Origin of the sequence: Achromobacter sp. Root170 (assembly GCF_001428165.1) — a bacterium.
GTDB classification, from domain to species: domain Bacteria; phylum Pseudomonadota; class Gammaproteobacteria; order Burkholderiales; family Burkholderiaceae_B; genus Achromobacter; species Achromobacter mucicolens.
Map to the genome: position 1 here is coordinate 85,471 of NZ_LMHN01000020.1, position 24,267 is coordinate 109,737.

The 24,267-nt window shown below is 61.8% G+C and carries 23 protein-coding genes and 1 pseudogene; 8 read left to right on the plus strand and 16 right to left on the minus strand.

Translation table 11 applies throughout. The features are described 5' to 3' along the window. The first annotated feature begins 58 nt into the window (after positions 1-58). Positions 59-2,683 (plus strand): GDYXXLXY domain-containing protein, encoded by a 2,625-nt coding sequence (locus ASD87_RS25280; protein ID WP_056327698.1) that lies wholly within the window; start codon positions 59-61, stop codon positions 2,681-2,683. A 61-nt stretch (positions 2,684-2,744) separates the two neighbouring features. On the opposite strand, the gene gluQRS is transcribed toward ASD87_RS25280, so the two are convergent. From gluQRS to ASD87_RS25300, 4 genes are all read right to left on the minus strand, one after another. Beyond that, positions 2,745-3,623 carry a tRNA glutamyl-Q(34) synthetase GluQRS gene (gluQRS, locus tag ASD87_RS25285; protein WP_056327699.1) on the minus strand — a complete coding sequence of 293 codons (879 nt, stop codon included), beginning with the start codon at positions 3,621-3,623 and terminating at the stop codon, positions 2,745-2,747. Positions 3,624-3,709: 86 nt separating this feature from the next. Then, on the minus strand, positions 3,710-4,168 hold the full coding sequence (locus ASD87_RS25290) for a DUF494 family protein (RefSeq protein ID WP_056327700.1): 459 nt from the start codon (positions 4,166-4,168) through the stop codon (positions 3,710-3,712). A gap of 236 nt (positions 4,169-4,404) precedes the next feature. Further along, complete coding sequence (locus ASD87_RS25295; protein WP_056327701.1) at positions 4,405-6,429, minus strand: TRAP transporter permease; 2,025 nt, start codon at positions 6,427-6,429, stop codon at positions 4,405-4,407. A 236-nt stretch (positions 6,430-6,665) separates the two neighbouring features. Further along, positions 6,666-7,625 (minus strand): TAXI family TRAP transporter solute-binding subunit, encoded by a 960-nt coding sequence (locus tag ASD87_RS25300; RefSeq protein ID WP_056327702.1) that lies wholly within the window; start codon positions 7,623-7,625, stop codon positions 6,666-6,668. Positions 7,626-7,890: 265 nt separating this feature from the next. Here ASD87_RS25300 and ASD87_RS25305 point away from each other — a divergent pair, with 265 nt between their 5' ends. Then, complete coding sequence (locus ASD87_RS25305) at positions 7,891-9,030, plus strand: DSD1 family PLP-dependent enzyme (RefSeq protein WP_056327703.1); 1,140 nt, start codon at positions 7,891-7,893, stop codon at positions 9,028-9,030. A 150-nt stretch (positions 9,031-9,180) separates the two neighbouring features. Here the strand turns inward: ASD87_RS25305 and ASD87_RS25310 are convergent, their stop codons facing one another. The 10 genes from ASD87_RS25310 to ASD87_RS25355 all read right to left on the minus strand — a co-directional run bounded on the left by ASD87_RS25310 (position 9,181) and on the right by ASD87_RS25355 (position 16,086). Beyond that, positions 9,181-9,309: an entericidin A/B family lipoprotein gene (locus tag ASD87_RS25310; RefSeq protein ID WP_056327784.1), complete on the minus strand. Its 129-nt coding sequence runs from the start codon at positions 9,307-9,309 to the stop codon at positions 9,181-9,183. A 57-nt stretch (positions 9,310-9,366) separates the two neighbouring features. Beyond that, on the minus strand, positions 9,367-9,549 hold the full coding sequence (locus ASD87_RS25315; protein WP_056327704.1) for a CsbD family protein: 183 nt from the start codon (positions 9,547-9,549) through the stop codon (positions 9,367-9,369). A 241-nt stretch (positions 9,550-9,790) separates the two neighbouring features. Further along, positions 9,791-10,528 carry an amino acid ABC transporter ATP-binding protein gene (locus ASD87_RS25320; RefSeq protein WP_056327705.1) on the minus strand — a complete coding sequence of 246 codons (738 nt, stop codon included), beginning with the start codon at positions 10,526-10,528 and terminating at the stop codon, positions 9,791-9,793. Next, on the minus strand, positions 10,509-11,165 hold the full coding sequence (locus ASD87_RS25325) for an amino acid ABC transporter permease (protein ID WP_056327706.1): 657 nt from the start codon (positions 11,163-11,165) through the stop codon (positions 10,509-10,511). The genes ASD87_RS25320 and ASD87_RS25325 overlap by 20 nt, the downstream gene beginning before the upstream one ends. Next, positions 11,162-11,830 carry an amino acid ABC transporter permease gene (locus ASD87_RS25330; RefSeq protein WP_056327707.1) on the minus strand — a complete coding sequence of 223 codons (669 nt, stop codon included), beginning with the start codon at positions 11,828-11,830 and terminating at the stop codon, positions 11,162-11,164. Before ASD87_RS25330 ends, ASD87_RS25325 begins: the two co-directional genes overlap by 4 nt. Positions 11,831-11,846: 16 nt before the next feature. Continuing rightward, positions 11,847-12,629 (minus strand): transporter substrate-binding domain-containing protein, encoded by a 783-nt coding sequence (locus ASD87_RS25335; protein WP_056327708.1) that lies wholly within the window; start codon positions 12,627-12,629, stop codon positions 11,847-11,849. Between the two features lie 200 nt (positions 12,630-12,829). Further along, positions 12,830-13,735 (minus strand): LysR family transcriptional regulator, encoded by a 906-nt coding sequence (locus ASD87_RS25340; protein ID WP_056327709.1) that lies wholly within the window; start codon positions 13,733-13,735, stop codon positions 12,830-12,832. 118 nt (positions 13,736-13,853) lie between these two features. Beyond that, on the minus strand, positions 13,854-14,117 hold the full coding sequence (locus ASD87_RS25345; protein ID WP_056327710.1) for a hypothetical protein: 264 nt from the start codon (positions 14,115-14,117) through the stop codon (positions 13,854-13,856). A gap of 22 nt (positions 14,118-14,139) precedes the next feature. After that, a complete protein-coding gene (locus ASD87_RS25350; protein ID WP_056327711.1) occupies positions 14,140-14,913 on the minus strand; it encodes an SDR family oxidoreductase in 774 nt (257 codons plus the stop codon). A gap of 207 nt (positions 14,914-15,120) precedes the next feature. After that, positions 15,121-16,086, minus strand: a complete 966-nt coding sequence (locus tag ASD87_RS25355; RefSeq protein WP_056327712.1) for a tripartite tricarboxylate transporter substrate binding protein — start codon at positions 16,084-16,086, stop codon at positions 15,121-15,123. A gap of 228 nt (positions 16,087-16,314) precedes the next feature. Here ASD87_RS25355 and ASD87_RS25360 point away from each other — a divergent pair, with 228 nt between their 5' ends. The 4 genes and pseudogenes from ASD87_RS25360 to ASD87_RS26785 form a co-directional block, all read left to right on the plus strand. Next, positions 16,315-17,508, plus strand: coding sequence for an acetylornithine transaminase (locus tag ASD87_RS25360; protein WP_056327713.1), 1,194 nt, complete (start codon positions 16,315-16,317; stop codon positions 17,506-17,508). A 122-nt stretch (positions 17,509-17,630) separates the two neighbouring features. Beyond that, entirely contained in the window at positions 17,631-17,957 is a 327-nt protein-coding gene (locus tag ASD87_RS25365) for a hypothetical protein (protein WP_056327714.1), read from the plus strand. A 51-nt stretch (positions 17,958-18,008) separates the two neighbouring features. Continuing rightward, a complete protein-coding gene (locus ASD87_RS25370; RefSeq protein WP_056327715.1) occupies positions 18,009-18,659 on the plus strand; it encodes a class I SAM-dependent methyltransferase in 651 nt (216 codons plus the stop codon). A gap of 66 nt (positions 18,660-18,725) precedes the next feature. Further along, positions 18,726-19,288: pseudogene (locus ASD87_RS26785) on the plus strand (transposase); the annotation flags it as partial. 289 nt (positions 19,289-19,577) lie between these two features. Here the strand turns inward: ASD87_RS26785 and ASD87_RS27045 are convergent. Together ASD87_RS27045 and ASD87_RS27050 are read right to left on the minus strand one after the other, a co-directional pair. Then, positions 19,578-20,645: a hypothetical protein gene (locus ASD87_RS27045; protein ID WP_156403510.1), complete on the minus strand. Its 1,068-nt coding sequence runs from the start codon at positions 20,643-20,645 to the stop codon at positions 19,578-19,580. Positions 20,646-20,920: 275 nt separating this feature from the next. Then, positions 20,921-21,814: a hypothetical protein gene (locus ASD87_RS27050; RefSeq protein WP_156403511.1), complete on the minus strand. Its 894-nt coding sequence runs from the start codon at positions 21,812-21,814 to the stop codon at positions 20,921-20,923. 195 nt (positions 21,815-22,009) lie between these two features. Here ASD87_RS27050 and ASD87_RS26790 point away from each other — a divergent pair, with 195 nt between their 5' ends. Then, the gene (locus ASD87_RS26790) at positions 22,010-23,137 is read left to right on the plus strand and encodes a DUF262 domain-containing protein (protein WP_082586427.1); all 1,128 of its coding nucleotides are present in this window, start codon (positions 22,010-22,012) and stop codon (positions 23,135-23,137) included. A gap of 4 nt (positions 23,138-23,141) precedes the next feature. Beyond that, positions 23,142-23,828, plus strand: a complete 687-nt coding sequence (locus ASD87_RS27055; RefSeq protein WP_156403512.1) for an MAE_28990/MAE_18760 family HEPN-like nuclease — start codon at positions 23,142-23,144, stop codon at positions 23,826-23,828. Positions 23,829-24,267 lie beyond the last annotated feature (439 nt).

The following is a 24,267-nucleotide window of genomic DNA, read 5'->3' on the forward strand; positions in this document are numbered from 1 at the left end:
TTCCAGTGGCGGTAGTCCCGCCGTATCAGCGCGGATAATAAGATCGGAGATTCGCCAGATGCAAGTCGGCACTGAAAGGCAAGCGGGATCCGAACTGCACGCTTGGCGTCAATTTTTGGCGCGAAGCACCTTGTGGCTAGGCGTTTTGCTGCTGGGCAGCGCTGCCGTCTGCTGGGTTGCCGCCAACTGGCAGGACATGACAAAAATGCAGCGCTTTGCCGGGTTGCAGGGCCTGTTGGCCGTCTGCGCGCTGGCCGCCGCGTGGTCCGGCTTGCGCTTGCGCGCCCGGCCCGGCGTGCGGCGCAGCATCCCTGGCGCGCTGCTGACATTGGCCGGCATTTTGCTGGGCGCCCTGCTCGCCCTATTAGGACAAACTTACCAGACGGGCGCCGATACCTGGGAACTGTTCGCGTGGTGGGCAGTGTTGCTCTTGCCTTGGGCGCTTGCCGCGGGTAGCCAGGCCGTGTGGTTGTTGTGGGTGCTGGTGCTCAATCTTGCGGTCGCACTGTGGCTGGGCGAACGCGTCTTCACGTGGATGATGATCTTCGGCGGTCCGGGCCTGCCCAGCCTGGTCATGGCCGCACTGAACTTCGTCTTGCTGTTCGGCTGGGAAATGGCCGCGCGACGCTGGCGCGCCAGCACGGTCTTCGGGCCGCGCATCCTGGCCGCCATCGCGATCAGCGTGCTGGTCTTGGCCCTCATGTTCGGCGATTTCATCGTCGACGGCCTGGGTACCTACAACGGCGTCGCCTGGGTCGCCGCCACGCTGGGGCTCGGTCTTTACTATCAGCGCGGCCGGCGCGACCTCGTCATCCTGGCCATGCTGGCCGCCGGCGTCATCTGCGTGTCGCTGCGCGTAGTGGGCGAATGGCTGTGGCGGCTTGAGCCCGGCGCGTGGGCGGCGCTGCCGCTGGCCGCCTTGCTCATGGCCGAGGCCGTCGTGGCCGCCCGCTGGCTGCGCGGCATGAGCAACGAAGCGCCTGTCCCCGTGCCGGCCGCGGACGCGGAACCGGCCGGCGCCTCGGCAGGCAATGCCGTCGATCCCGCCGAATCCAGCGCGCCCGTGGCGCAGTTGGCGCCCGCTGCCGTGCCGCGCGCCGAACCGCCCTGGTACGTGCAATGCCTGCTGGGCCTGTCCGCGTGGCTGGCCACCCTGCTCCTCTTGCTGTTCGTCGCCTTCTCCAACCTGATCACCACCGAAAGCGGCGCGCTGGTCGCCGGCCTCGTGCTCTGCGCCGTGGGCGTGGCGGTGCTGCGCAGCGATGCCGGTCCGTTCTGGCGTCAGTGCGGCACGGCCATGGCCTTCACGGGGCAGATCCTCATCATTTTCGGACTGTCCAGTTCGACCTCGTTCGCCAGCGCAAGCTTCTTCGTGCTGCTGATGGCGGCCGCGGTCTATGCGCTGGGTCCCGACGTGATCCTGCGCTTTCTGAGCGGCCTGTTGATCGCGCTGGCCAGCGCCGGCCTGATCTGGCGCGGCCTGTCGCCCGAACTCATGCGGGAAGACCTGATGGACGCCTGGATCCGCTTCGACGCGACCCGGGCCACCTTCCTGTGGCTGCCCATCGGCGTCATCGGCGCATGGGCCACCGCCGTCATCTTCACCGTCAGCCACCGCGTGGGCGCGCGGCGCGGCCATGCGCTGCAGCCGCTGGCGTGGGCGTTCCTGCTGTCCGTGCAGGGCATGGTCTGGCTGGCAAGCGGCATTGCCGTCACCGAACTGCCCGCGATCTGGCAGCTTGCGCCGCGCACCGCCGCCCTGGTCGTCGCGGGCGCGCTCTTGCCGGTGGCCGCCGCGCTGGCCGTGCTGTGGCCGCGACGCCGCCTCCTGACCGGCGGCGTCACCTGGGGCGTGCCGATCGGCCTGTTGCTGCTGGCGCTGTTCTGGCTGCCCAGCCCGGGCGTCGGCTTCGCGCTGGCGTGGCTGCTGCTGGGATTCGGCCTGAACCAGCCGCGCGTCATGATCTTCGGCGCCGCCAGCCTGTTGGCGTACCTGGGCGTCTATTACTACCAATTGGAGCTGCCGCTGCTGCAAAAGGCGCTGTGGCTGAGCGGCGCGGCGGTGGTGCTGTTCGTGCTGCGCGCCGCGGTCTGGCTGGTGCCGCGCCTGATGCGCACGCAGGCCCCGGTTCAAGCGCGTCCCCTGCCGCCGGTATCCCCGGCCCTGCGCTGGCGCACAGCGGGCATCCTGGGCGGCCTGGCGCTGGTGCTGGTCGCGGCCAACGTCGGCATCTGGGAGCGCGAAAAACTCCTGTCGTCGGGCAAGGTCGTCATCCTGGAGCTGGTGCCGGTCGATCCGCGCTCCCTCATGCAGGGCGACTACATGGCCTTGAATTTTGCGGCCGGACGCGAGGTGACGCGCCTGCGGCTGGGCGGCAACCAGAACGACGCCGAAAGCGTCATGGGCTACGAGCCTGACGGCTACGTGATGCTGACGCCGGATTCGCGCGGTGTGGCGCAGGCGGTGCGGATCCAGCCTGACGCGCGTCCGCATGCCGAAACCGAAGTGCCGCTGCGCTATCGCATCCGCGGCAATGGCGTGCGCATCGTGACCAACGCGTTCTTCTTCCCGGAAGGCGAAGCGGCGCGGTATGAGGTCGCGCGCTATGGCGAACTGCGCGTGGCCGACGATGGCGAAGCGTTGCTGGTGCGGATGCTGGGGGCGGACTTGCAGCCGCTGTGAGCGGTTGCAGGGCCTTCAAGGATCAGCCGGCTGGCAACGCGCGCGGCGGCTGCGGTCGGCGTCAGCCCGGAAACCGTGCTGCCCAGCGCGCCGTGGCTTCCTGCAGGAATGACGGCACGTCCTTGGCGGCCACCGGCGCAAAGCCCAACGCCGCCCACGCCGCCTGCAAGGCCGGCAGCGGCGCGCGCGTATCCACCGCGGGGGCGCCATTCTGTTTGGACAGCTTCAGCCCGCTGGCCGGGTCCAGAATCAACGGCACGTGCAGGTAGCGCAGCGGCGGCAGGCCCAACAGGCGGCCCAGCACGCGCTGGCGCGCCGTGGAACTGAGCAGGTCGGCCCCGCGCACCACGTCCGTCACGCCCTGCGCGGCGTCGTCCACCACCACCGCCAATTGGTACGCCCATAGCCCGTCCGCCCGCCGCAGCGCGAAATCTCCCACCGCCTGCGCCACATCCTGCTCCTGCGGGCCAAGCCAACGGTCCTCGAAGCGTTCCACGCCGTCCGGCACGCGCAGCCGCCAGGCGCGGGCTTCGCGCCCCGCTGGCAAGCCGTGACGGCACGTGCCGGGGTAGGGTCTTTCGCCGTCGGCGCCGGGCGCGGTCTGGCCCCGCAGCGCCGAATCCGCGATTTCTCGGCGCGTGCAGCCGCACCCATAGATCAGGCCCTGAGCGGCAAGCGCGTCAAACGCCGCCCGGTAGGCCGCATTGCGGCGCGACTGCCAGACGATGTCGCCGTCCCAGACCAGTCCCAGCGCCTGCAACTGGCCCATGATGACGTCCGCCGCGCCCGCCACCGTGCGGGGCGTGTCCACGTCCTCGATGCGCAGCAGCCAGCGTCCGCCCTGCGCGCGCGCGTCCAGCCAGCTGGCCAGCGCGGTCGCCAGCGAGCCCGCATGCAGCGGGCCGCTGGGGCTGGGGGCAAAGCGGCCGACGTAGGTCACGGGGACGGAATAAATGACTCAAGCCCGCGCGGCCAGGCGCGCGGGCTGAAGGGTTGAATCAGGGTGTGCGGGACGGGGACGCGCGCTCAATGCAGCAAGCGGCCGCCTTCTTCGTCGAGCAGCTCTTCGAGGACCAGATTGTCAATCTCGGCTTCCTGGCTCCAGAGAACCATGAGGGCGATGATCTTGATCTTGGAGAGCGGCACGGGCGTTTCCGGCGAGGCCAGGCCCCGGTCGATCACGATTTCGCGCAGGGGCGCGGGCAACACGCCGGCCGATTCCAGGAAGGCGATGAAGCCAATGGACTCGGTGCCGAGCTGTTGGTATTCGTTCTCGGTGTAGATCCGGGTGCCCGACGAGGGCGCCTGTGCCAGATCGACGCACCGTTCAGTGGTCTCGGCCAGGCCGTACAGCCACCCGAGCGCGTCGTCGATGTCCTCGTGCTCGAAACCGGCAGCGGCAAGCCGCTTGGCGAGCACATCGGCAGCAGGACAGGCCTGAGGCGTGTAGTAATTCTCGAACAGATAGACCAGGATATCGAACATATGGCGCAGTTTGTGCCTGTTTGCACAGTCGGCCCGCATATCGGCAGACCAGCAAACATGAATTTTACTTTACGCCGATTTAATTTGCCGGGCAACCGGGGAAAAGGCGGATGTTGTAGGGCGTCACCATGCGCCCAAGACCGCCCATTTTGCGCCCAAATGCTGACAAAATGGCTGATTCAGCAAAAAGGGGCGGGCCCGATTGGGTCCGCCCCTTTTTTGATTGGGCCCGGGCGCTACACCGCCTTGGGCGCGTTCTCCAGTTTCAGACCCGCCAGCTGGCGGATGAACACCGGGATGCAGATCGCCACCCCGATGATGCCGCTGGTCAGGCCCGGGATGATCGTCAGCAGCGCGCCAAGGGTGCACAGCCAACGCTCCCAGCTCTTCATGCCCACCAGCATGTAACGCGAGAAGGCGGCCGACAGCAGCACCAGCCCGACCATGCAGCCGATCAGCGTCACGAAGAAGTCGTACCAGGTGAACCCCTGCACCGAGATCAGCAGCGACGGCGAGAACACAAACACGAAGGGCACAATGAGCTTGGTGATGCCCAGCCTGAACGCCGTGTTGCCGGTCTTGAATGGATCGCTGCCCGCCATACCCGCCGCCGCATACGCGGCCAGCGCCACCGGGGGCGTGATGTCCGCCAGGATGCCGAAATAGAACACGAAGAAGTGCGCCGCGATGGGTTGCACGCCCAGCTGCACCAGCGTGGGGGCCGCGACGGCCACCATGATGAGGTAGTTGGCGGTGGTGGGCACGCCGCAGCCCATCAGGATGCAGACGATACCGGTCATGACCAGCGCGGCGACCAGCGTCAGCGACTGCATGTCGGTCAACGCCTCGGGCAGGAAGAATGCAGCCCCGGAGGCCAGCACCTGCGAGGCGGCGATCACGATGTACGAGATCTTGAAGCCCACGCCGGTCAGTGTCACCACGCCGATCACGATGCCCACGGTGCCGGCGGCCGCGCCGACTGCCAGCGCGTACTTCGCGCCGGTCTCGAAGGCTTCGTAGAGGTCGCGCCAGTGCAGGCGCTGGAACGGATTCAGCATGCCCACCACGATGCAGCCCGTGATGCCCGCGAAGGCCGCCAGATACGGCGTGCGGCCGCTGGCCAGAACGCCGACCAGCAGCACCAGCGGAATCAGCGTCGGCCAGCGCATCTTGAACGACTGCTTGAGCTTGGGCATTTCCTCGGGGGTCAGTCCGCGCAGGCCTTCACGCTTGGCCTCGAAGTGGACCTGCATGAACATGCCGAAGAAATACAGGAAGGCCGGGAATATGCCCGCGATCGCAATCTGCTGGTACGGAATCCCCAGGAACTCGATCATCAGGAAAGCCGCCGCGCCCATGATGGGCGGCGTGATCTGCCCGCCCGTGCTGCTGGCGGCCTCCACGCCTGCCGCGAAATGCCGCGGATAGCCCACGCGGATCATCGCCGGAATGGTCAGGGACCCCACCGTCACGGCGTTGGCCACCGACGATCCGGACAGCATGCCGAACATCGCCGAGCCAAACACCGACACCTTGGCCGGCCCGCCCGCGTAGCGGCCCGCCACGGTCGAGGCCACGTCCAGGAACAGCTGGCCCAGCCCGATGCGCGTGGCCAGCACGCCGAACAGCACGAAGTGGAACACGTAGGTCGCCACCACCCCGACCGCCACGCCGTAGACGCCCTGGCTGGTCAGATACATGTGGTTCACGACCTGGGACCATGTATTGCCCGCGTGCTTGAGCAGCCCGGGGAAGTACGGCCCAAACATCGCGTAGGCCATGAACACGATCGCGATGATCGGCAGCGGCCAGCCCATGGCGCGCCGCGTGGCTTCCAACAGGCCGATCAGCAGGATCGAGCCCATCAGCACGTCCTGCGGCAGCGGATTGCCCACGCGGAACGCCAGGTCTTCGAAGATGTACGGGATGTACAGCACCGAAAGCGCCAGTGCGATGGCGATGATCCAGTCGTACAGCGGAATGCCGCCCGGCGAATACCAGGTGGACTTGGGTTGGCGCTGGTAGTGCGACTTCGAAAAGCCGAAGACCAGGAAAATCAGGCTCAGCACGAAGGCCAGGTGCACGCCGCGGTGCGTCGCCTCGCGCAGCAGGCCGAAGCCTGCGGTGTAGTAGTGAAAGATCGAGAGCGTGACCAGCAGGCCCGAGACGATCCACGTAGCAGTCTTGTCCAGCGGCCGGAAGCGGATTTCCGAATCGTACTTTTCCGCCAGCTTCTGGGTTTTTTCGTGATCGATTTCCATCGCGGTAATTCTCAAGGTGATCCAGCAAGCAGGGCCGCACAACGGCGGCCCTGCTCAGATGCGGCGCGAAAGTCATCGCCGCCGACATAAAGACCTACGCGTCCCGCCAACCTCTACAAAGGCAAGCCACACGCAAAAAGAACCGGAGCCGCCCAAGCGGGGCCGCGCGGATCCGGCTCTGCCGGTCCGCCACCGGCGCCCCTGGGGGAAGCGCCGCAGGCGCTCGGGGGGGCCTACTACTTCAGCAGACCAATCTCTTTGTAGAACTTTTCGGCGCCCGGATGGAACGGGATGCCTGCACCCTTGGTCGCGTTTTCACGGGTGATCAGCTTGCCCTTGGCGTGGCCGGCGTCCAGCGTCTTGCGCGTGGCGTCGCTGTACAGCGCCTTGGTCACGTCGTACACCGTCTGCTCGGGGATCTTGGCCGACGTCACCATCTGCGCGTTCACCGAGATGGTCTTGACCTCGGGGATGTTCTGGTACGTGTTGGCGGCAATCACGTCGGGCGTGAAGAATTCCTGCTTGGCGCGCAGTGCGTCGATTTCAGGACCCACCAGCGACACCAGTTCGATGTTGCCCGTGGACGCCAGTTCGGCGATGGCGCCGGCCGGCGCGCCGCCCACAAAGAAGAACGCGTCCAGGCCGCCGTCCTTGAGCTTGTCGCCCGCCTGGTTGGGCTTGAGGTATTCGGCCTTCACGTCCTTGTCGGTCATGCCGTACGCGCCCAGGATCAGCCGCACGTCGACCAGCGTGCCGGAGCCCGGCTCATCCATCGACACGCGTTTGCCCTTCAGATCGGCCACGCCCTTGATGCCGGAGCCCTTGCGCGTGACAAGGTGGATGCTTTCCGGATACAGCGTGGAGATCAGACGCAGGTCCTGCGCCTTGGGCTTGCCTTCGAACGTGCCGGTGCCGCTGTAGGCCCAGAACGCCACGTCGGACTGCGTGAAACCGGCTTCGAACGACCCGCCGATGATGCCATTGATGTTGGCGACCGACCCGTTGGAGGCGACCGCCGTGGCGATCAGCTTGCCCGGCTGCGACACGGCGTTGGCGATGATGCCGCCGATCGGGTAGTACGTGCCCGCCGTGCCGCCCGTGCCGATGCGGAAGAATTGCTGGGCCTGCGCGGTGCCGGTGGCGCCCACGGCGGCGACCGCGACGGTCAGGGCGGTGATCCAATGCTTGAGTTTCATGCGAGCTTCTCCGATACGGATTTGACAGGTCTGTCGAGTGACGAGGTTCGTCTTGTCATCGCCGGCGCGGCGTGGCCGCCTGCCGGAAATGGGCCTCCCCTTGGGGGCCGTTTTCATGATGAAATTCTGTCATGCCGCCCTCTGGTAGCCAATGGTTACGGGGCTATCGTTTACCTGGGGGTGCATTGCCCCTTTGGTTATGGGTGGTCCCGCTTTGGTTATGCGTGCGCAACCCCTCAAGCAGTCAGACTACGGAGTCATCAGGATGTCCCAGGAAGTCATACGCGGCATTGCGCTGCCCCCGCCCGCACAGCCAGGCGATCCGCTGGCCCGCGTCGACACGCCCAGCCTGGTGCTGGACCTGGCGCCTTTTGAAGCCAACCTGCGCGCGATGCAGGCCTGGGCCGACCGCCACGACGTCGCCCTGCGCCCGCATGCCAAGGCGCATAAATGCCCTGAAATCGCATTGCGGCAGCTGGCGCTGGGCGCGCGCGGCATTTGCTGCCAGAAGGTCAGCGAAGCCCTGCCCTTCGTGGCCGCCGGCATCCAGGACATCCACATCAGCAACGAGGTCGTCGGCCCGGCCAAGCTGGCGCTGCTGGGCCAGTTGGCGCGCGTGGCAAAGATCAGCGTGTGCGTGGACAACGCGCACAACCTGTTGCAGGTCTCGCAGGCCATGGTGCAGGCGGGCGCCCAGATCGACGTGCTGGTGGAAGTCGACGTCGGCCAGGGCCGCTGCGGGGTTTCCGACGACGCCCTCGTGCTGGCGCTGGCGCAGCAGGCGCGCGACCTGCCCGGCGTGAATTTTGCCGGCCTGCAGGCCTATCACGGGTCGGTGCAGCATTACCGCACGCGCGAGGAGCGCGCCGAGGTCTGCCGCCAGGCGGCGCGCATCGCGGCGTCGTACGCGCAACTGCTGCGCGAGAGCGGCATCGCCTGCGACACCATCACCGGTGGCGGCACGGGCAGCGCCGAGTTCGATGCGGCTAGTGGCGTCTATACGGAATTGCAGGCCGGTTCCTACGCCTTCATGGACGGCGACTACGGCGCCAATGAATGGGACGGCCCCCTGGCGTTCGAGAACAGCCTGTTCGTGCTGGCCACGGTCATGAGTAAGCCGGCGCCCGACCGGGTGATCCTGGACGCGGGGCTAAAGTCCACCACTGCGGAATGCGGCCCGCCCGCCATCTTCGGCGAACCCGGGCTGACGTACACCGCCATCAACGACGAGCACGGCGTCGTGCGCGTGGAACCGGGGGCGCAGGCGCCCGACCTGGGCGCGGTGCTGCGCCTGGTGCCCTCGCACGTGGACCCCACGTTCAACTTGCATGACGGGCTGGTGGTGGTGCGCGACGGCGTGGTCGAGGATATCTGGGAAATCTCGGCGCGCGGCTTTTCGCGCTAATAAGTCCTTCTGAGGGCCGGCCAGCTGGCGCGGTGCACGGTCACGATCGACCGTTCACCCGTCATGCCCCGCCCATCCCGCGTTTCGCAAGAACGAAAAAAGGCCGGCGCGCCGTCAACGCGCCGACCTTTGGATGCAGCCCGCAAGCGCTTACTTGGCCTGCTGCTGGATCTTTTCCCCGCCCCTTTCAATGTCTTTGCCGGCACCTTCCATCGTGTTGCAACCGGCGGTCACGGCGGTAATCGCGAGCATCAGTGCAAGCCAAATACGGTGGGTCATCTTCTTCTCCTTCGGGCGATCATTGGACATTGCGGTCATGCCGATCGGCAGCCGCAATTACTTGTCCAGCAAGTCCCGTGCCTGATCCTTCGCTTCGCCTACATTGCGCTGCACTTTACCCTCGGTTTTTTCCACTTTCCCTTCGGCTTCGGTGCGGGTGTTGCCCGTCACCTTGCCAGCTGTTTCCTTGATCGCGCCCTTCACTTCCTTGGCGGCGCCCTTGATGCGGTCCTTGTCCATGTCATCGATCCTCAGGTTTCAGGTGGGGTGAAACCGCGCCGGGGAAACCCGGAGTCCGGCGGCGGACAGGTCCAATATAGGAACCGCGCCGCACCCGCGATAGAGGCATGCGCACCAGGACAAGTGGTGCATTTTTACTTTCGGGTGGGCGCAAAAGGGAGTGCGTGAAGGGCCCGACGCGCCTTTCAAACGGGGGCGGAACATCCCGGTCAGCCCGCCGTCCTGATTGATACGGCCAAGCTCACGCCGCCAGATTCGTCATCCCCAGGAACTGCCGCAATTCCGGCGTTGCCGGCGCCGTGAAAAGTTGCTCCGGCGGACCGATCTCGTGCACGCGCCCCTGGTGCATGAACACCACGCGATCACAGACCTCGCGCGCAAAGCGCATTTCGTGCGTCACCATCAGCAGCGTCATGCCGTCGGCAGCCAGCTCGCGCACGACCGCCAGCACCTCATTGACCAGCTCCGGGTCCAGCGCCGACGTGATTTCGTCGCACAACAGCGCCAGCGGCTGCATCGCCAGCGCGCGGGCAATCGCCACGCGCTGCTGCTGGCCGCCGGACAGTTCGTCCGGCCAGGCGTCGAACTTGTGGGCCAGGCCCACGCGGGTCAGCATGGCCCGGGCCATGTCCTCGGCCTCGCGCTCGGACACGCGCTTGGCCACCATGGGCGACAGCATCACGTTGCGCCCCACGGTCAGGTGCGGAAACAGGTTGAACTGCTGAAAAATCATCCCGACCTTCAGCCGCAACGCGCGCAGGCGCAGCTCGTCATCGCCCAACTGTGCATCGGCCACCATGATCGCGCCGCCGTCGATCTGCTCCAGCCCGTTGATGCAACGCAGCAGCGTGCTCTTGCCCGAGCCGCTCTTGCCGATGATGGCAATGACCTCGCCGGGTTCGACGCGCAAGGTCACGCCTTTCAGGACTTCGTTGTCGCCGAACCGTTTGCGGACGTCTTCAAGGGCGATGAGGGGCATGCAACTTCCTTTCCAGCCGGAGGCTAAGGCGCGACAGGGGCCAGCACAGCGCAAAGTAGATCAGCGCGGCGCAGGCATAGACAGTGAAGGGACTGAAGGTGGCGTTGGTGATCACGGTGGCCGCCTTCGACAGTTCCGTGAAGCCGATGATGGAGGTCAGTGCCGTGCTCTTGACGATCTGCACCGCAAAGCCCACGGTCGGCGCGACCGCAATGCGCAGCGCCTGCGGCAGCACCACATAGCGCATCTGCTGCACGTAGCCCAGCGCCAGGCTGGCCGACGCCTCCCACTGTCCCTTCGGCACGGCTTCCACGCAGCCGCGCCAGATTTCCGCCAGAAACGCGCCCGCCCACAGCGTCAGCGCCGCGCCGGCGGCCAGCCACGGCGGCACCTCCACGCCGATCAGCGACAGCCCGAAAAACGCCAGGAACAGCTGCATCAGCAGCGGCGTGCCCTGAAAGAGTTCGATGTACGCCCAGCTGATGCGGCGCATCGCCGCCACGCGCGACGTGCGCATCATCAGCGCCAGCAACCCCATCAGCGCCCCGCCTGCAAAGGCCGCCAGCGACAGCACGATGGTCCAGCGCGCCGCCAGCAGCAGGTTGCGCACGATGTCCCAGGTCGAGAACTCGATCATCTTGCCGCCTTGCGAAAAAGCCGCCGTCCGGTCAGGCGCAGAATCTGGCGCAGCAGCACCGCCAGCACCAGATAGATCCCGGTCGTCACGAAATACACCTCGAACGCGCGAAAGTTGCGCGACTGGATGAAGTTGGCGGCAAAGGTCAGGTCCTCGGCCGCGATCTGCGAACACACCGCCGACCCCAGCATCACAATCACGATCTGCGAAGACAGCGCCGGCCAGATGCGCATCAGCGCCGGCTTGAGCACCACGTGCCGGAACACCTGCAGGCGCGACAGCGCCAGGCTGGCGCCGGCTTCGTACTGCCCGCGCGGCGTGGCGTCGATCCCCGCGCGGATGATCTCGGCGCTATAGGCGCCCAGGTTCAGTGCCATCGCCAGGCACGCCGCCTGCATCTCGCCCAACTGGATGCCCAGCGACGGCAGGCCAAAAAACACGAAAAACAGCTGGATCAGGAACGGCGTGTTCCGGATCAGCTCGATATAGGCGGTGACCGGCGCACGCAGCCACGCCGGGCCCTGCGTGCGCACCCAGGCGCAGACGATGCCCAGGGCCACGCCCGCCACCGCGCCGAACGCGATCAGTTCGATCGTGACGCCGATGCCCTTGATCAGCACCGGCGTGTACTCGAACACCGAGGAAAAGTCGTACTGGTAAGCCATGGCGGCCTCGCGCAGCCTACAGATCCTTGGGCAGTTCGGCGCCCAGCCACTTCTGCGAAATCGCCGACAGCGACCCGTCACGCTTGGCCGCGGCCAGAATGTCGTTCACGCGGGCGCGCAGCTTCGGCTCGTCCTTGTTCAGGCCGATGTAGCACGGCGAATTCTTGATCAGGAACTTCGTTTCCGGCTTCTTGGGCGGATTGCGCGCCAGGATCGCGGCGGCCACCACGTTGCCCGTCGCGATCATCGGCACCTGACCCGACAGAAAGGCCGTGATCGTGCCGTTGTTGTCCTCATACCGTTTGAGCGTCGCGGACGCCGGCGCAATCTTGGTCAGCTCGATGTCTTCCACCGCGCCGCGCGTCACGCCAATGGTCTTGCCCGCCAGGTCGGCGGCCGACGACACCTTCAGGTCCGCCGGGCCAAACACCCCATTGAAGAACGGCGCATAGGCGTCCGAGAAATCGATGGCCTTCTCGCGCTCGGCGTTCTTGCCCAGGCTGGAGATCACCAGGTCCACTTTCTTGGTCTGCAGGTAGGGCACGCGGTTGGCGCTCGTCACCGGCACCAGCTCCAGCTTCACGCCCAGCTGCTTGGCGATCAGCTGCGCGGTATCGATGTCATAGCCCAGCGGCTTCATGTCGGCGCCCACCGACCCGAACGGCGGAAAGTCCTGCGGCACCGCAATCTTGATGACGCCCGCCTTGACGATATCGTCCAGCGCGTCGGCGTGCGACAGGGGCGCGGCCAGGATGCTGGCGGCGGCGCAAAGGGACAGCAACAGGGTTCTGCGTTTCATAAGGAACTCTCCAGGGCCCGCACTGCCCGGTCGGGTCAGCGCGTTGCACACCAAGTCGGTATACAAAGCGAGAAGATGCAAGTTCTGTGCCATGTGGGCGTCCCGGGAAGAGGGCGCGCAAGGTTCGTGCAAACGCCCCGCAATGGTGCGGCGGATGCGCCGCAGACGGGCGTATCCGCACCGCTTTGGATCGCGCGGCCTCAGGCGTCCACGTAACCTGCCATCAAACCTTCAAACCACTCCTGAAACACGGTAAGCCGCCGCGTGCGCTGGCGGCGGTGCGGATACAGCAGCGATACCGGCATCGGCGCCGCGCGCGCGGCCGGCATCACTTCCACCAGTTCGCCCGCTTCAAGCAGATGCTGCACGTCAAAACGGGGTATCTGGATCAGGCCCAGCCCCGCCAGGCAGCAGGCGATGTAGCTTTCTGCGTTGTTCACCACCACCCGGCTGCGAACCGTATCCTGGCGCACGCCGCCATCGGCGGACACGGATTCCCAGGGCAGCTCGCGGCCGGTCTTCGGTGACGCATACCCCACGGCCCAGTGGCCGCCCAGTTCCTCGGGGTGCATTGGCGCGCCGTGCTCGCGCAGGTAAGCCGGACTGGCACAGTTGATCAGCGCAATGCTGCCCAGCGGCCGCACGACCAGACTGCTGTCGTGCAGCGTACCGATGCGCACCGCACAGTCCACGCCCTCCTGCACCAGGTCAATGGCGCGGTCAGTGGAACTCAACACCACCTGCAATCGCGGATGGCGGCGCAACAGGCCGGGCAATTGCGGCGCGATCAGCCGGCGCGCCACGCGGCTGGGCACATCAATGCTTAGGCGGCCCGACACCTGCCGCTCGCTCGCCTGGAACAGTTGGTCGATGTCTTCGACTTCCGTCAGCAGCGGCAACACGCGTTCCAGCAGTTGCTCGCCGTCGGCCGTCAGCCGCACCTGCCGGGTCGTGCGATGCAGCAGCCGCACGCCAAGCTGCGCTTCCAATTGCTGGATGGCGGCCGAGACGGAGGCCCGGGGCGCGTCCAGGGCATGAGCCGCCTTGATGAAACTGCCCATCTCGGCAACGTGCGCGAACACGCGATACTGGTCGAATCGGTCCATGAGCGGCCTGTGGCGATGCGGTGAGACGGGACAACGGAATTGCGCGCGCCCTCCCGTTGCCCGGGGGCGCGCGCAAGGCACCAAAAGCATAGCCGCAATCGGGGGGCGCCCAGCCGCGTCAGGCGCTGCGCCAGATCGCCAGGGCAGCCAGCGCCGCCGGCACCAGGAATACGATCGCCAGAATCGGCAGTTCCTCGCGCACGCTGTACCCGGCATGGGTGACGCCCACCCACATGTTCACCAGCGACACCACCAGCCAGACGGGAATGAAAGCCTTGGCCGCCACCGCCAGCGCTGCCGCATCGCCGCCCCACAGCTTGCCAAAGAGCAGAAACACCCCCAGCAGTACCGCGCCGCCTCCGATCACCATTGCCATATGCATGCCGCGCTCCCTGTCCTGACGCCTACTTGGTCGTGTAACCGCCGTTGATAAGGATGGTCTGTCCCGTGATCCACCAGCCGTCGCTGACCAGATGGCGGATGAAGGGCACCACGTCCTCGATATCCGTCAGTCCAGTCTTGCTGAACGGCGACAGCGCCGCCGCGGTCTTGTGATACGCCACGGCGTCGTCGCCCTCGGCCGGGTAGAAGAACGGCGTATCCATCGGCCCCGGTCCCACCGCCGTCACCGAAATCCCCCGCGCGCCAAACTCCTTGGCCGCCGCACGCGTGAAATGCTCCACCGGCGCCTTCGTGCCCGCATAGGCCGCATAGAACGGCGTGAAGGCGCCCAGCAGCGACGTCACCAGCGTGCACACCTTGCCGTTGTCATTGACGTGCCGGCCCGCCTCGCGCAGAAAGAAAAACGCCGTCTTGGAATTTACCGCCGTCATCTCGTCGTATTCAGCTTCGCTGATCTCGGTGAAGGGCTTCTTGAGCACCTTGCCCACCGTATTGATCGCGATATCCGGCCGGCCCACCGCCGCCACCGCATCGGCAAACAGCTTCTCCACCGCCGCCGCCGTCGTCAGGTCGCCCTGCAACGCCACGGCCTTCGCGCCCGCCGCCTGAACCGCGGCCACGGTCGCCTCGGCCTCTGCCTGGGATGCCGCGCTGTTGTAGTGGATCGCTACTGCGCGGGCGCCCTGCTCGGCCAGGTCGCGCGCAATCAGCCCGCCCAGATTCTTCGCCCCGCCCGCAATGATCGCGACCTTGCCCTTGATCGAATGGTCCGCCATGGAAATCTCCTTCAGGTGTTTCGGATGTCGATGGAGCTTCGAGCTTAGGCAAGCGCCCGCGCCCGATAAACCACCTGAAGCTGGATGGATCATCCAGAAAAACCACCCAATCGCGGCGCGCGGTGTGTGCGGTGTCCAGCAACCGGCAACAAAAAAGCCGCCCCTGATTCAAGGGCGGCTTGTATCGACGGCTGTCGCCAATCGCGCTCAATCCACCTGCGCGCCCGACTGCTTGACCGCCTTGCCCCACTTATCCACTTCCGAGGCAATAAACGTCCCCGTCGCCTCAGGCGTCAGCGGCATCGGTTCGGCCCCGCGATCCCGGAAGAACTTCTGCATCTCCGGCGTATTCAACACCTGCCCGATCTGCTTGCTGAGCGCGTTGGTGATCTCCGCAGGCGTGTCCTTCGGCGCCAACACCGCCGCCCAGCCAATCGCCTCAAACCCCGGGTAACCCGACTCCGCCACCGTCGGCACATTTGGCAACTGCGGCAACCGCTTGGCCGTCGTCACCGCCAACGCCACGGCCTTCTTGCTTTGCACGTGCGGCAGACCCGCCGTCACTGAGTCCACCATCAGCGGCACCTGGTGCCCCAGAAAATCCGCCTGCGCCGGGCCACTGCCCTTGTACGGAATGTGGCGAATGTCGATATTCGCCGCCGCCTTGAACATCTCGGCCGACAAATGCTGCGTGCCGCCAATACCTGCGCTGGCATACGCCAGTTCGCCGGGATTGGCGCGCGCCTGCGTCACCAGTTGCTGCAGCGACGTAATGCCCGACGCCGGCGTCGCCAGGAACATCAGCGGCACCGAGAACACGCCCGACACCGGCGCGAAATCCTTGGTCAGGCTGTAGTTGATGTTCTTATAGAGCGTCTGGTTCACCGCCGCCGCGCTACCCGCGATCACCAGCGTGTAGCCGTCCGGCGCCGCGCGCGTGGCCTGCTCCATGCCGATATTGCTGCCCGCGCCCGCGCGGTTCTCCACCACGATCGGCTGCTTGACCGCAGCGCCCAGCTTCTCGGCCAGCGCGCGCGCAAAGATGTCCGTCGCCTGCCCCGGCGGGAACGGCACGATCAGACGGATGGGACGGTCGGGAAATTCCGCGTGAGCGGGCGTTATGGCGGCGGCCAACGCCAGGCCGGCGGCAAGACTGGAAAGAATACGTTTCATGATTGGTCAGTAAAAAGCGACGGCGGACGGCGCGCGAGGAGCGCATCGCCTGCATAAAATAGAGTGCCCGCGCTGGCAGCCCTTATGAGGCCGGCCCGGGGCAGATCGGAGGGGTAGCGTCACGATAGCATCCCCCCGTCGGTGCTACATTTGCCTTTTCGCGCGTCCCCCGGGGAAGTTCCCCGAAATTCCCTTCATCCCCTGTCCTTACATCCCGCAGGAACCGCCATGGAATTCAGCCAGTTCAACGTCAACACCCTCATGGAGATCACCTCCCGCCCGGACCTCGTGTTCGTCAGCGGCAAGGGATCCTGGCTGGAGGATCACGCGGGCAAGCGATATCTGGACTTCGTGCAGGGCTGGGCGGTGAACACCCTGGGCCACTCCGCGCCCGAAATGCAGCGCGCGCTGGTCGAACAGTCGCAAAAGCTGATGAACCCGTCGCCGGCGTTCTACAACATCCCCTCGATCGAGCTGGCCCAGCGCCTGACCGGCGCGTCCGACTTTGACCGCGTCTTCTTCGCCAACAGCGGCGGCGAAGCCAACGAAGGCGCCATCAAGCTCGCGCGCAAGTGGGGCCAGGTCAAGAAGAACGGCGCCTACAAGATCATCACCATGAACCACGGCTTCCACGGCCGCACCCTGGCCACCATGTCCGCATCGGGCAAGCCGGGCTGGGACAAGATGTTCGCCCCGCAGGTCGAAGGCTTCCCCAAGGCCGAACTGAACGACCTGGAATCCGTGCGCAAGCTGATCGACGACAAGACCGTCGCCATCATGCTGGAACCCGTCCAAGGCGAAGGCGGCGTGCTGCCCGCCACCAAGGAATTCATGCAAGGCCTGCGCAAGCTGGCCGATGAAAACCAACTGCTGCTGATCGTCGACGAAGTCCAGACCGGCATGGGCCGCACCGGCAAGATGTTCGCCTACCAGCACTTTGACGTCGTCCCCGACATCATGACGCTGGCCAAGGGCATCGGCGGCGGCGTGCCGCTGGCCGCCCTGCTGGCCCGTCAGGAAGTCAGCGTGTTCCAGCACGGCGACCAAGGCGGCACCTACAACGGCAACCCCCTGACCACCGCCGTCGGCGTCGCCGTCTTCGACGCGCTGGTCGCGCCGGGCTTCATGGACGCGGTCAACGCCCGCGCCAAGCAACTGTCCGAAGGCCTGCTGGCCATCTCGGCCAAGTACGGCATGAAGGGCGAACGCGGCATGGGCCTGCTGCGCGCGCTGGTGATGGATCGCGATGATGGTCCGGCGATTGTCGAGGCCGCGCGTAATCAGGCGCCGGAAGGGTTGCTGCTGAATGCCCCGCGTCCGAATTTGCTGCGCTTCATGCCCGCGCTGAATGTGACGGCCGAGGAAGTGGATTCGATGCTGAAGCAACTGGATGCGCTGATTGCGCAGGTGCGTAAGGCTTGATGAGGTTTTAAAAAGTAGTGAATGCAGGGGCCGCGATTATGCGGCCCCTGTTTTTTGGGTTGATCGGATCGCGGTTGGGATTGGGTATGCGGCCGCGGGTTGGGACACATCAAGGGAATCGAATGAACGCGAAGGAATTTGTCGGCAACTGGAATGCGCTGCGCGGTGAGCTGTTGGAGACGTTCATGGCGGCGGACGGCGGGAGTGCAGTCGCGGCCAAGGTGCGGGGGTTGGGGTTGACAGCGGCGCAGCTTGAGGGCGTGCGTGGCGTTTTGGATCTGGCGCTGCGGGACACGATGTATTCGCTGCTGCTGGGGTTGGATGGGGCGGCGAGTATTGGAGATAGCCAGGAGCAGTTCACCATCGCGGGTGAGGATGGGGTGGTGATCGAGGATATTGAGGCGGAGGCTTGGGAGTGCTTCCATGGGGACTCGGGCGTTTGCGGTTGATTCGCTCGCCAAGGGTCTGGGTTTTCTGGTCGCGGTTACGGGAGTTTGAAGATGTCCAAGTCGCCTGCTGATGACGTGGTGTCGATCTATCGGGATCATGCCGACGCGTTTGTGCGGCTGCGTGGGACTGGGCTGATCGAGCGCGCGTGGTTGGATGCGTTTCTGGCGCTGCTGTCTGGGGCGAATCCGCGCGTGTTGGATATTGGGTGTGGGTTTGGGGTGCCGATTGCTCAGTATCTGATTGAGCGTGGGTGTCGGGTTACGGGTGTGGATACGTCGGTGCCGTTATTGAATCGGGCGAAGGCGGCGTTTCCGGAGCATCAGTGGGTTGCTGGGGATATGCGCAAGATGCCGGTTGCGGGGCCGTTTGATGGGTTGATCGCTTGGCATAGCTTTTTTCATTTGTCGCCAGAGGATCAGCGGGGGATGGTTGGGGAGTTTGGGCGGTTGGCTGCGCCGGGGGCGGTGTTGATGTTTACAAGCGGGCCGGGGTTGGGTGAGGCGATTGGGGAGTTTGAAGGCAGGCCGCTGTATCACGGGAGTTTGGAGGGGGCGGAGTATCGGGAGTTGTTGAGGGGGAGTGGGTTTGAGGTGGTGCGGCATGTGGTGGAGGATGCCGGGTGTGGGGGGGCGACGGTGTGGGTGGCTAGGCGGGTCGGGGATGCCAAGCCTGTCCGTATTATTGTGTGCGAGGCGTTTTAAAGGGAGTGTCCGGGAGTGTCCGGATTTTTGTGTGGAGGCCTATGATGGTTTTCAAGGAGACCGACCATGGCACGCAACCCGAAGTCCGCGAAGCAGTCCAGCAAGCCGGCGCTGCCGGCCAGTGCTGAGCAGTTGCAGGATGAACTTGTAACTGGGCCGATGACGGCTGAGGCGGTCCAGGACACATTCATGCTGTGGAATAAGGCGCTGATCAAACGCGCGCTGGGCGCCGAGCTGGGTTAGCACCTGGGATATGGGCTGGACAGGCCCGTCCTCAGGCGTCCAGCAACCAGCGCAAAGGCAAGAGCAGCAAGACGGTACTGACCGATGACGGACCGTTAAAGCTCGATATCCCGCGTGATCGGGACGGCAGCTTTGCCCCGATCCTAATCCCCAAGCACGCCCGGCCTTTTACGGGGTTCGATGACAAGATCATCGCGATATACACCCGAGGCATGAGCGTGCGCGAGATCCGGGCATTTCTGAACGAGCAATACGGCGCCGATGTGTCGCCGGAGTTCATCAGCTCGGTGACCGATGAAGTCATGGAAGAGGTGCGGGCTTGGCAGAACCGGCCGCTGGATCCGATGCTGCCGGTGGTGTACTTTGGAGCCCGCCTACGCGCGAAAAATGCTGGTCGCGCTGGATGCGGCGCCAAATTCCTATCCCTCTTGTCGTTGCGCGTTTCTGGACCCCTGTTACCACATTGCCAATCCGGCAGCACATCGCGAGCGCTCTTCCAATTTGGCGCTCCGTGCGTGCTCAATTGATATTTCTTAGCCGCTAAACGTGTAATGGACAGTCTGGGCCCTCACTAGTTTGGCCACGTTTTCTTGCGTAGCAGCTCACGAGGCTGCCGGCTTGCAGTAGTTTAGAACTCGGCCGCCCAGACTTTCTTCGAAATTTATGTTGAACCAATCATGTCTTAGAAAAATGCACAAAATCTTCGTAATAAATTTTGTTCTTCACGTAAACGCTTGACTTGGTGTTTACGTGTGCCATGTGACCTTTAACGCTCTCTCGAAAAACTATCTCCGAATTGAAGCCTTTCATTCCTCCCATCTCTCTATATATTTCACCGAGTGGGATTTCCACATCTTTAAAGTAGGAGCTCTGAACCACAATTAGTGCCTGTCCTCCCGGCTTCAGCACACGTTTAAGTTCATCCAGCGCCAAATCCATATCCATGAAATATTGAATTATGTTCTTCCAGTAATAGGATCGCGCTGCCTTAGTAGGATGCTCAGAGATCAGGTTGAGAACTCGGTTGCACATATCCCCCCATTCTTCGCGTTGTTGCTTCGGCGCTTTTGTTATAACTGGAGCGCCCATGGTATTGTGTCGAAGATAATGCAATAGCTGGGGGTTACCAAATAGACTGAGTTCGGGATTGGTTGATACCGCGTAATCAATTCTGGTCAAGTAGGGCGGGGAGGTAATTATTAAATCAACAGAATTATCATTTAGAGGAAGGTTGCGGGTGTCAGCAGAAAGTGACAGATTGGTTGCTGGTGCTGGGTGGTGTCTAAAAAAGTCCCGCAGGTCAGCCAACATATTTTGCGCCGTGCGACTAAGGTCCCTAAGAAACGAATCGGCTTGCAGTTCGATTCCCTTTCGGCCAGATTTCAACCATGTGGGATTTGCGGCGCTTTGCGCGCCAGAAATTTGCCTTAACGCGACAAAGAGCACCGCCAAGGTGAACCCATAAATTGGATCGATTAGATTGTCAGGGTATCGTACAGCGGAGCGAAAACGGGCGAAGTCGCTCTTATCCGAATTTGTATGCGCAGGGAAGGGGATCGCTTCGATAACGCCGTGGATAATTCGTACACTCTCTCGGGAAAAAACTTCACCTAATGGATCGCCTTCATGATAATCAACCCCCATGGGGGCAACTATTCCTTGCGCCATGTCGTTAAAGAATTCCAGTACTTCCGCCTCGTGCAGCAAAACAAGGTGCGATTTCGACGCGGCGAAGGTCGCCATCGCGGGATTTATATCCAAACACAAAGATGGAACGCCAACCTTAGAGGCTACCAAGCCGGTCGTTCCGCTTCCCCCCCAAGGGTCAAGTACTAGAGAATCGGCAGTCGCACCCAAGTAGGTCAGTGCGCTCTCCACAAATGCTTCAGAGTAGCCCGCATAGTAGGCGTGCCAATTGTGAACGCCCTTGCGCTCTCTCGTCGTTCGCTTTGCGCTCTTCAGAATCTTTTGGTTATATTCTGAAGGCAGGTCTTGAGGAATAATCTCAATTGATTTAGTCAGCTTTTTTTTTTTAGGCCTAGTTTTCCCAGTAGCAAGTCGATAGCGTTTGCAACTGAAGACGCAGTTTCTCCAGCAAAAAACATCTCATCTATGTTTTCGCTTTGTAACCTGCTTTGAACATTTAAATGTTGATTTGGAAACGGGAAATAAACTATCGCGATGAACTTCCCTTCGGGGTAAGCTTTCTTGAATTTTGATGCTTTGTTAATTATTTCGTCTGCCCTTTTGTGGACATCGCGCTGAGACTCAATACGCTTTACATCTATAGCGATTTCAATATGGGCGCCCGATGTAGGGTGAGCCGCATCTATTTCAAATTCTTGCCCGTCGCAAACGAATTTTCTTTTGCGAAATGATTTGATCGAAATTTCGTTGATCGCATCGGTGATAATTTTTTCCCAATTCCCCTTGCGCGCCCGCATTTCTTTGTCCGTCCAGAAATACCGGTCAAGTTCCACGAGAGCGGGAATTGCAATAGACGGAGGCAAAAGGGGCTTTATATATCCAGCAATAAGCAGGGCGTACTTTTGCGAGATTTTTGTGGAGTAAGTGTCGAAATCGAACCCCAGGTCTCGCTTTATCGCTCTCTGCGCGACGTTCACGCAAGACAACGTTGGCTTAATAATAACGGGGTACTGCACGAATGCGGTTGCTAGTTCTTCCGCAGTTAGATCGCCGAAAACGATGAACGGAACTTCCCGATAGATGATGGCCTTAGCGAATGCGTTTAGCAACGACGAGTTCAGACCATCGACTCTCTCTGCGGGAGGCGCGCTTTCAAGAACTTGCTCTGCATGGCTGCTGTACTCGCGCTCTTCAACTATTTCTTCAACGACGTCTATCGTCGCCTCATCCGCACTTGTCGCAGAGTTATTACCAGTTTGCTTCACATCAAATCCTCAATTTGCCCGTACCCGCGTGCCGAAGCTAAACGCCACGCGCGAGAATAGCATAGACGCGGTTAGGTTGCGATCCTGATATGCCATGGGTGCGCCCACTCGTAGACGCTTTACCGGTATGCGGTTGTAAGATATTGTATTGTGTAGCGTTGCCGCCCTTGTAATTCACAACTACCTGATCCGACCATGACAACTCTTCTCAAACGCGTTGAGCACGAACGCCACAACGTTGTAGCGGACAGTTTTACGCCTACGTGGAATGAACTGCTCAATCAATATAAAAGTAAGCAGGTAAGAATCGATCCTGACTACCAGCGCGGATTCCGATGGGCGGCAGAACAGCAGACCGAATACATTGAAAGTTTGCTTTTGAATATCCCTACACCTCCATTGTTTATGTCGGAATTAAAGGATGGGACTTTCGAAGTAATCGATGGTTTGCAAAGATTTAGTACGATAATTCGCTTTTTCTCGGCCGAAATATTTGATGGAACGGCTGAAGATATGTCTTCTGAGGAGGAGGGGTTTCCTCCAGAGGAGACGGTCAATAACTTGCGAGTAGCGTCTGTGCTTACTGCTGGACCGATATTGCCGGATCTTGACGGTTATAGTGCAGATACGTTGCCGGAGTTGTTGGTCCGAACCATTCGTTACGCGCGAATTAACGTCATATTGTTAAAGCGAGAATCGAGCGAAGTCGCACGCTTTAATGTTTTTATGCGCCTGAATAGGGCCGGCTCTATTCTGTCCGACCAAGAAATGCGAAATTGCTCTGCTCGGTTGACCGACTCGACATTTGCGAATTGGCTTAAGGCGGTAGCGAATACGGATCCTGTGCTTAAGGCAATGAGCCTTTCCGTCAATGACAAGAAAGAGATGCGGGGGCAGGAGAATGTGCTTCGGCTGTTAGCATTTTCCTTAACCAGTCCTTCGACAAACAGAATCGATGCGTTTTTGGATAGGTTTATGTATTCCGCCGCGGTGGGAGATGTGGTTGTTGACGAAAAAGTGAAGAGGCGCGTGGTTGATACGTTTGATTTAATTTACGCGGCGTATCCAAAAGGGGAGGCCTTCCGCTTTTTCAAGAACGGAAAATTTTCAGGGGCCTTCAGCTCTAATTTGTTCGATATCATTGGCTGCGGGGTGTATAAAAATATATCGACTTTAAAAAAGGGAGGCGTACAGAATCTTCAAAAGAGAATTGTGGCTATGCACAAGAGTCCTCTGATGGAGGAGTTCGTAGGTGCAGGATCCAACACTCGGAGAAAGATGTTGGGGCGAGTGGCCCTAGGTGCCAAATGGTTTAAAGCCTAGTTTTATGGAAAAAAGAACGCTAACTAAGGCCGCCGCACGTGCCGAGCTGGTAGATGCAAAGCAACGCTACACAGATATGTTGGCAGAGTTTGAGGGGCGGTGTGTCGTTAACAATGCGGCGAAAGACGGGTTTTTATATTTGATGGCAATTCCTGTCATTTATTCCGCCTGGGAAGCGTACTTTAAGATGACGATGTCTATTTGTCTAAAGCGCCTGCATAGTCAAAGCAGAAAAGCGAATAGATGTGACGCTTCCTATGTTGCCCTCTGGCTGCAAAAAGAGGGCTTTGTGACGGGGTTTCTTCAAAACCTTCTAAATGCAATGAATCCCGGAACTGATATTAGCAAGAAGCTAAATATGGGAAAATTCAAGGCGTTGGCCGATTTTTCCAGGGATATGGCTATATGGCATTCCAAACCTGTCCCAGCTCAGAGGTTTGAAGATCTTGTCATGACGCATTCCAACATAAATCGCGCAGTCGTAGAAGCAAATGCTGAGATTATCGGACTCGACCTGAATTCGTTAAATTTTGGCCGGTTGGATGAATTGCTCAGTCGCCGTAATGATATTTCGCACGGTGGGCTAGTTGCCCTTCCTCAAGAGGCTACTGTGCAAGCTTTGTTCGGGTATGTTAAGAATCTAATTTCGGATTTCCACTGTGCGGTTCTTCGCTGGTTGTCGTGCAATTAACTTTGCTAGAATGACTTAATCAATCGGGTGGCTTTTTTTAGCGACTTGTCCCCTGTTATTGAAGCCGAGTGACCAAACGAGTGGGCGAGGAGAACTTCACCGTTCCAGAGAACAATATCAAATTATGTTGCGGTGTTCACACCGGACAATAAAGAAATGAAGGGTTATTTCGATCGCGCGTTACTTGCATTGTGCGACACTGCCACACAAATGCGTCGTACGTTGGCGTTACGGCCATCATTGGATATAAGTGAAACGTCGCTGTGCCACCTTCTAAGCGGGGAGTAGACCTTTTCCTTTATCGACGTTTACCCGTTTTCTACCACGCCTCGCGGATTGTCAGGATGGACGGCACCTGCACCTTGTTCGCCGTTGGGCGTTTAGTTCTCAGACGCGCCAAGAAGACACTGATGTGGCTGAAATTCAGGAATTGCTATGA

Excerpts from the sequence above, each read along its gene's own strand:
- ASD87_RS25300 (WP_056327702.1), bottom strand. The coding sequence starts at position 7,625 with ATGAAACTCAAGCATTGGATCACCGCCCTGACCGTCGCGGTCGCCGCC.
- ASD87_RS25290 (WP_056327700.1), bottom strand. The coding sequence starts at position 4,168 with ATGTTCGATATCCTGGTCTATCTGTTCGAGAATTACTACACGCCTCAG.
- ASD87_RS25355 (WP_056327712.1), bottom strand. The coding sequence starts at position 16,086 with ATGAAACGTATTCTTTCCAGTCTTGCCGCCGGCCTGGCGTTGGCCGCC.
- ASD87_RS25335 (WP_056327708.1), bottom strand. The coding sequence starts at position 12,629 with ATGAAACGCAGAACCCTGTTGCTGTCCCTTTGCGCCGCCGCCAGCATC.
- ASD87_RS25325 (WP_056327706.1), bottom strand. The coding sequence starts at position 11,165 with ATGATCGAGTTCTCGACCTGGGACATCGTGCGCAACCTGCTGCTGGCG.
- ASD87_RS27055 (WP_156403512.1), top strand. The coding sequence starts at position 23,142 with ATGGAAAAAAGAACGCTAACTAAGGCCGCCGCACGTGCCGAGCTGGTA.
- ASD87_RS25370 (WP_056327715.1), top strand. The coding sequence starts at position 18,009 with ATGTCCAAGTCGCCTGCTGATGACGTGGTGTCGATCTATCGGGATCAT.
- ASD87_RS25360 (WP_056327713.1), top strand. The coding sequence starts at position 16,315 with ATGGAATTCAGCCAGTTCAACGTCAACACCCTCATGGAGATCACCTCC.
- ASD87_RS25280 (WP_056327698.1), top strand. The coding sequence starts at position 59 with ATGCAAGTCGGCACTGAAAGGCAAGCGGGATCCGAACTGCACGCTTGG.
- ASD87_RS25310 (WP_056327784.1), bottom strand. The coding sequence starts at position 9,309 with ATGACCCACCGTATTTGGCTTGCACTGATGCTCGCGATTACCGCCGTG.
- ASD87_RS25350 (WP_056327711.1), bottom strand. The coding sequence starts at position 14,913 with ATGGCGGACCATTCGATCAAGGGCAAGGTCGCGATCATTGCGGGCGGG.
- ASD87_RS25315 (WP_056327704.1), bottom strand. The coding sequence starts at position 9,549 with ATGGACAAGGACCGCATCAAGGGCGCCGCCAAGGAAGTGAAGGGCGCG.
- ASD87_RS25330 (WP_056327707.1), bottom strand. The coding sequence starts at position 11,830 with ATGGCTTACCAGTACGACTTTTCCTCGGTGTTCGAGTACACGCCGGTG.
- ASD87_RS26790 (WP_082586427.1), top strand. The coding sequence starts at position 22,010 with ATGACAACTCTTCTCAAACGCGTTGAGCACGAACGCCACAACGTTGTA.
- ASD87_RS25345 (WP_056327710.1), bottom strand. The coding sequence starts at position 14,117 with ATGCATATGGCAATGGTGATCGGAGGCGGCGCGGTACTGCTGGGGGTG.
- ASD87_RS25340 (WP_056327709.1), bottom strand. The coding sequence starts at position 13,735 with ATGGACCGATTCGACCAGTATCGCGTGTTCGCGCACGTTGCCGAGATG.
- ASD87_RS25320 (WP_056327705.1), bottom strand. The coding sequence starts at position 10,528 with ATGCCCCTCATCGCCCTTGAAGACGTCCGCAAACGGTTCGGCGACAAC.
- ASD87_RS25305 (WP_056327703.1), top strand. The coding sequence starts at position 7,891 with ATGTCCCAGGAAGTCATACGCGGCATTGCGCTGCCCCCGCCCGCACAG.
- ASD87_RS25365 (WP_056327714.1), top strand. The coding sequence starts at position 17,631 with ATGAACGCGAAGGAATTTGTCGGCAACTGGAATGCGCTGCGCGGTGAG.
- ASD87_RS27045 (WP_156403510.1), bottom strand. The coding sequence starts at position 20,645 with ATGGCGACCTTCGCCGCGTCGAAATCGCACCTTGTTTTGCTGCACGAG.
- ASD87_RS25295 (WP_056327701.1), bottom strand. The coding sequence starts at position 6,429 with ATGGAAATCGATCACGAAAAAACCCAGAAGCTGGCGGAAAAGTACGAT.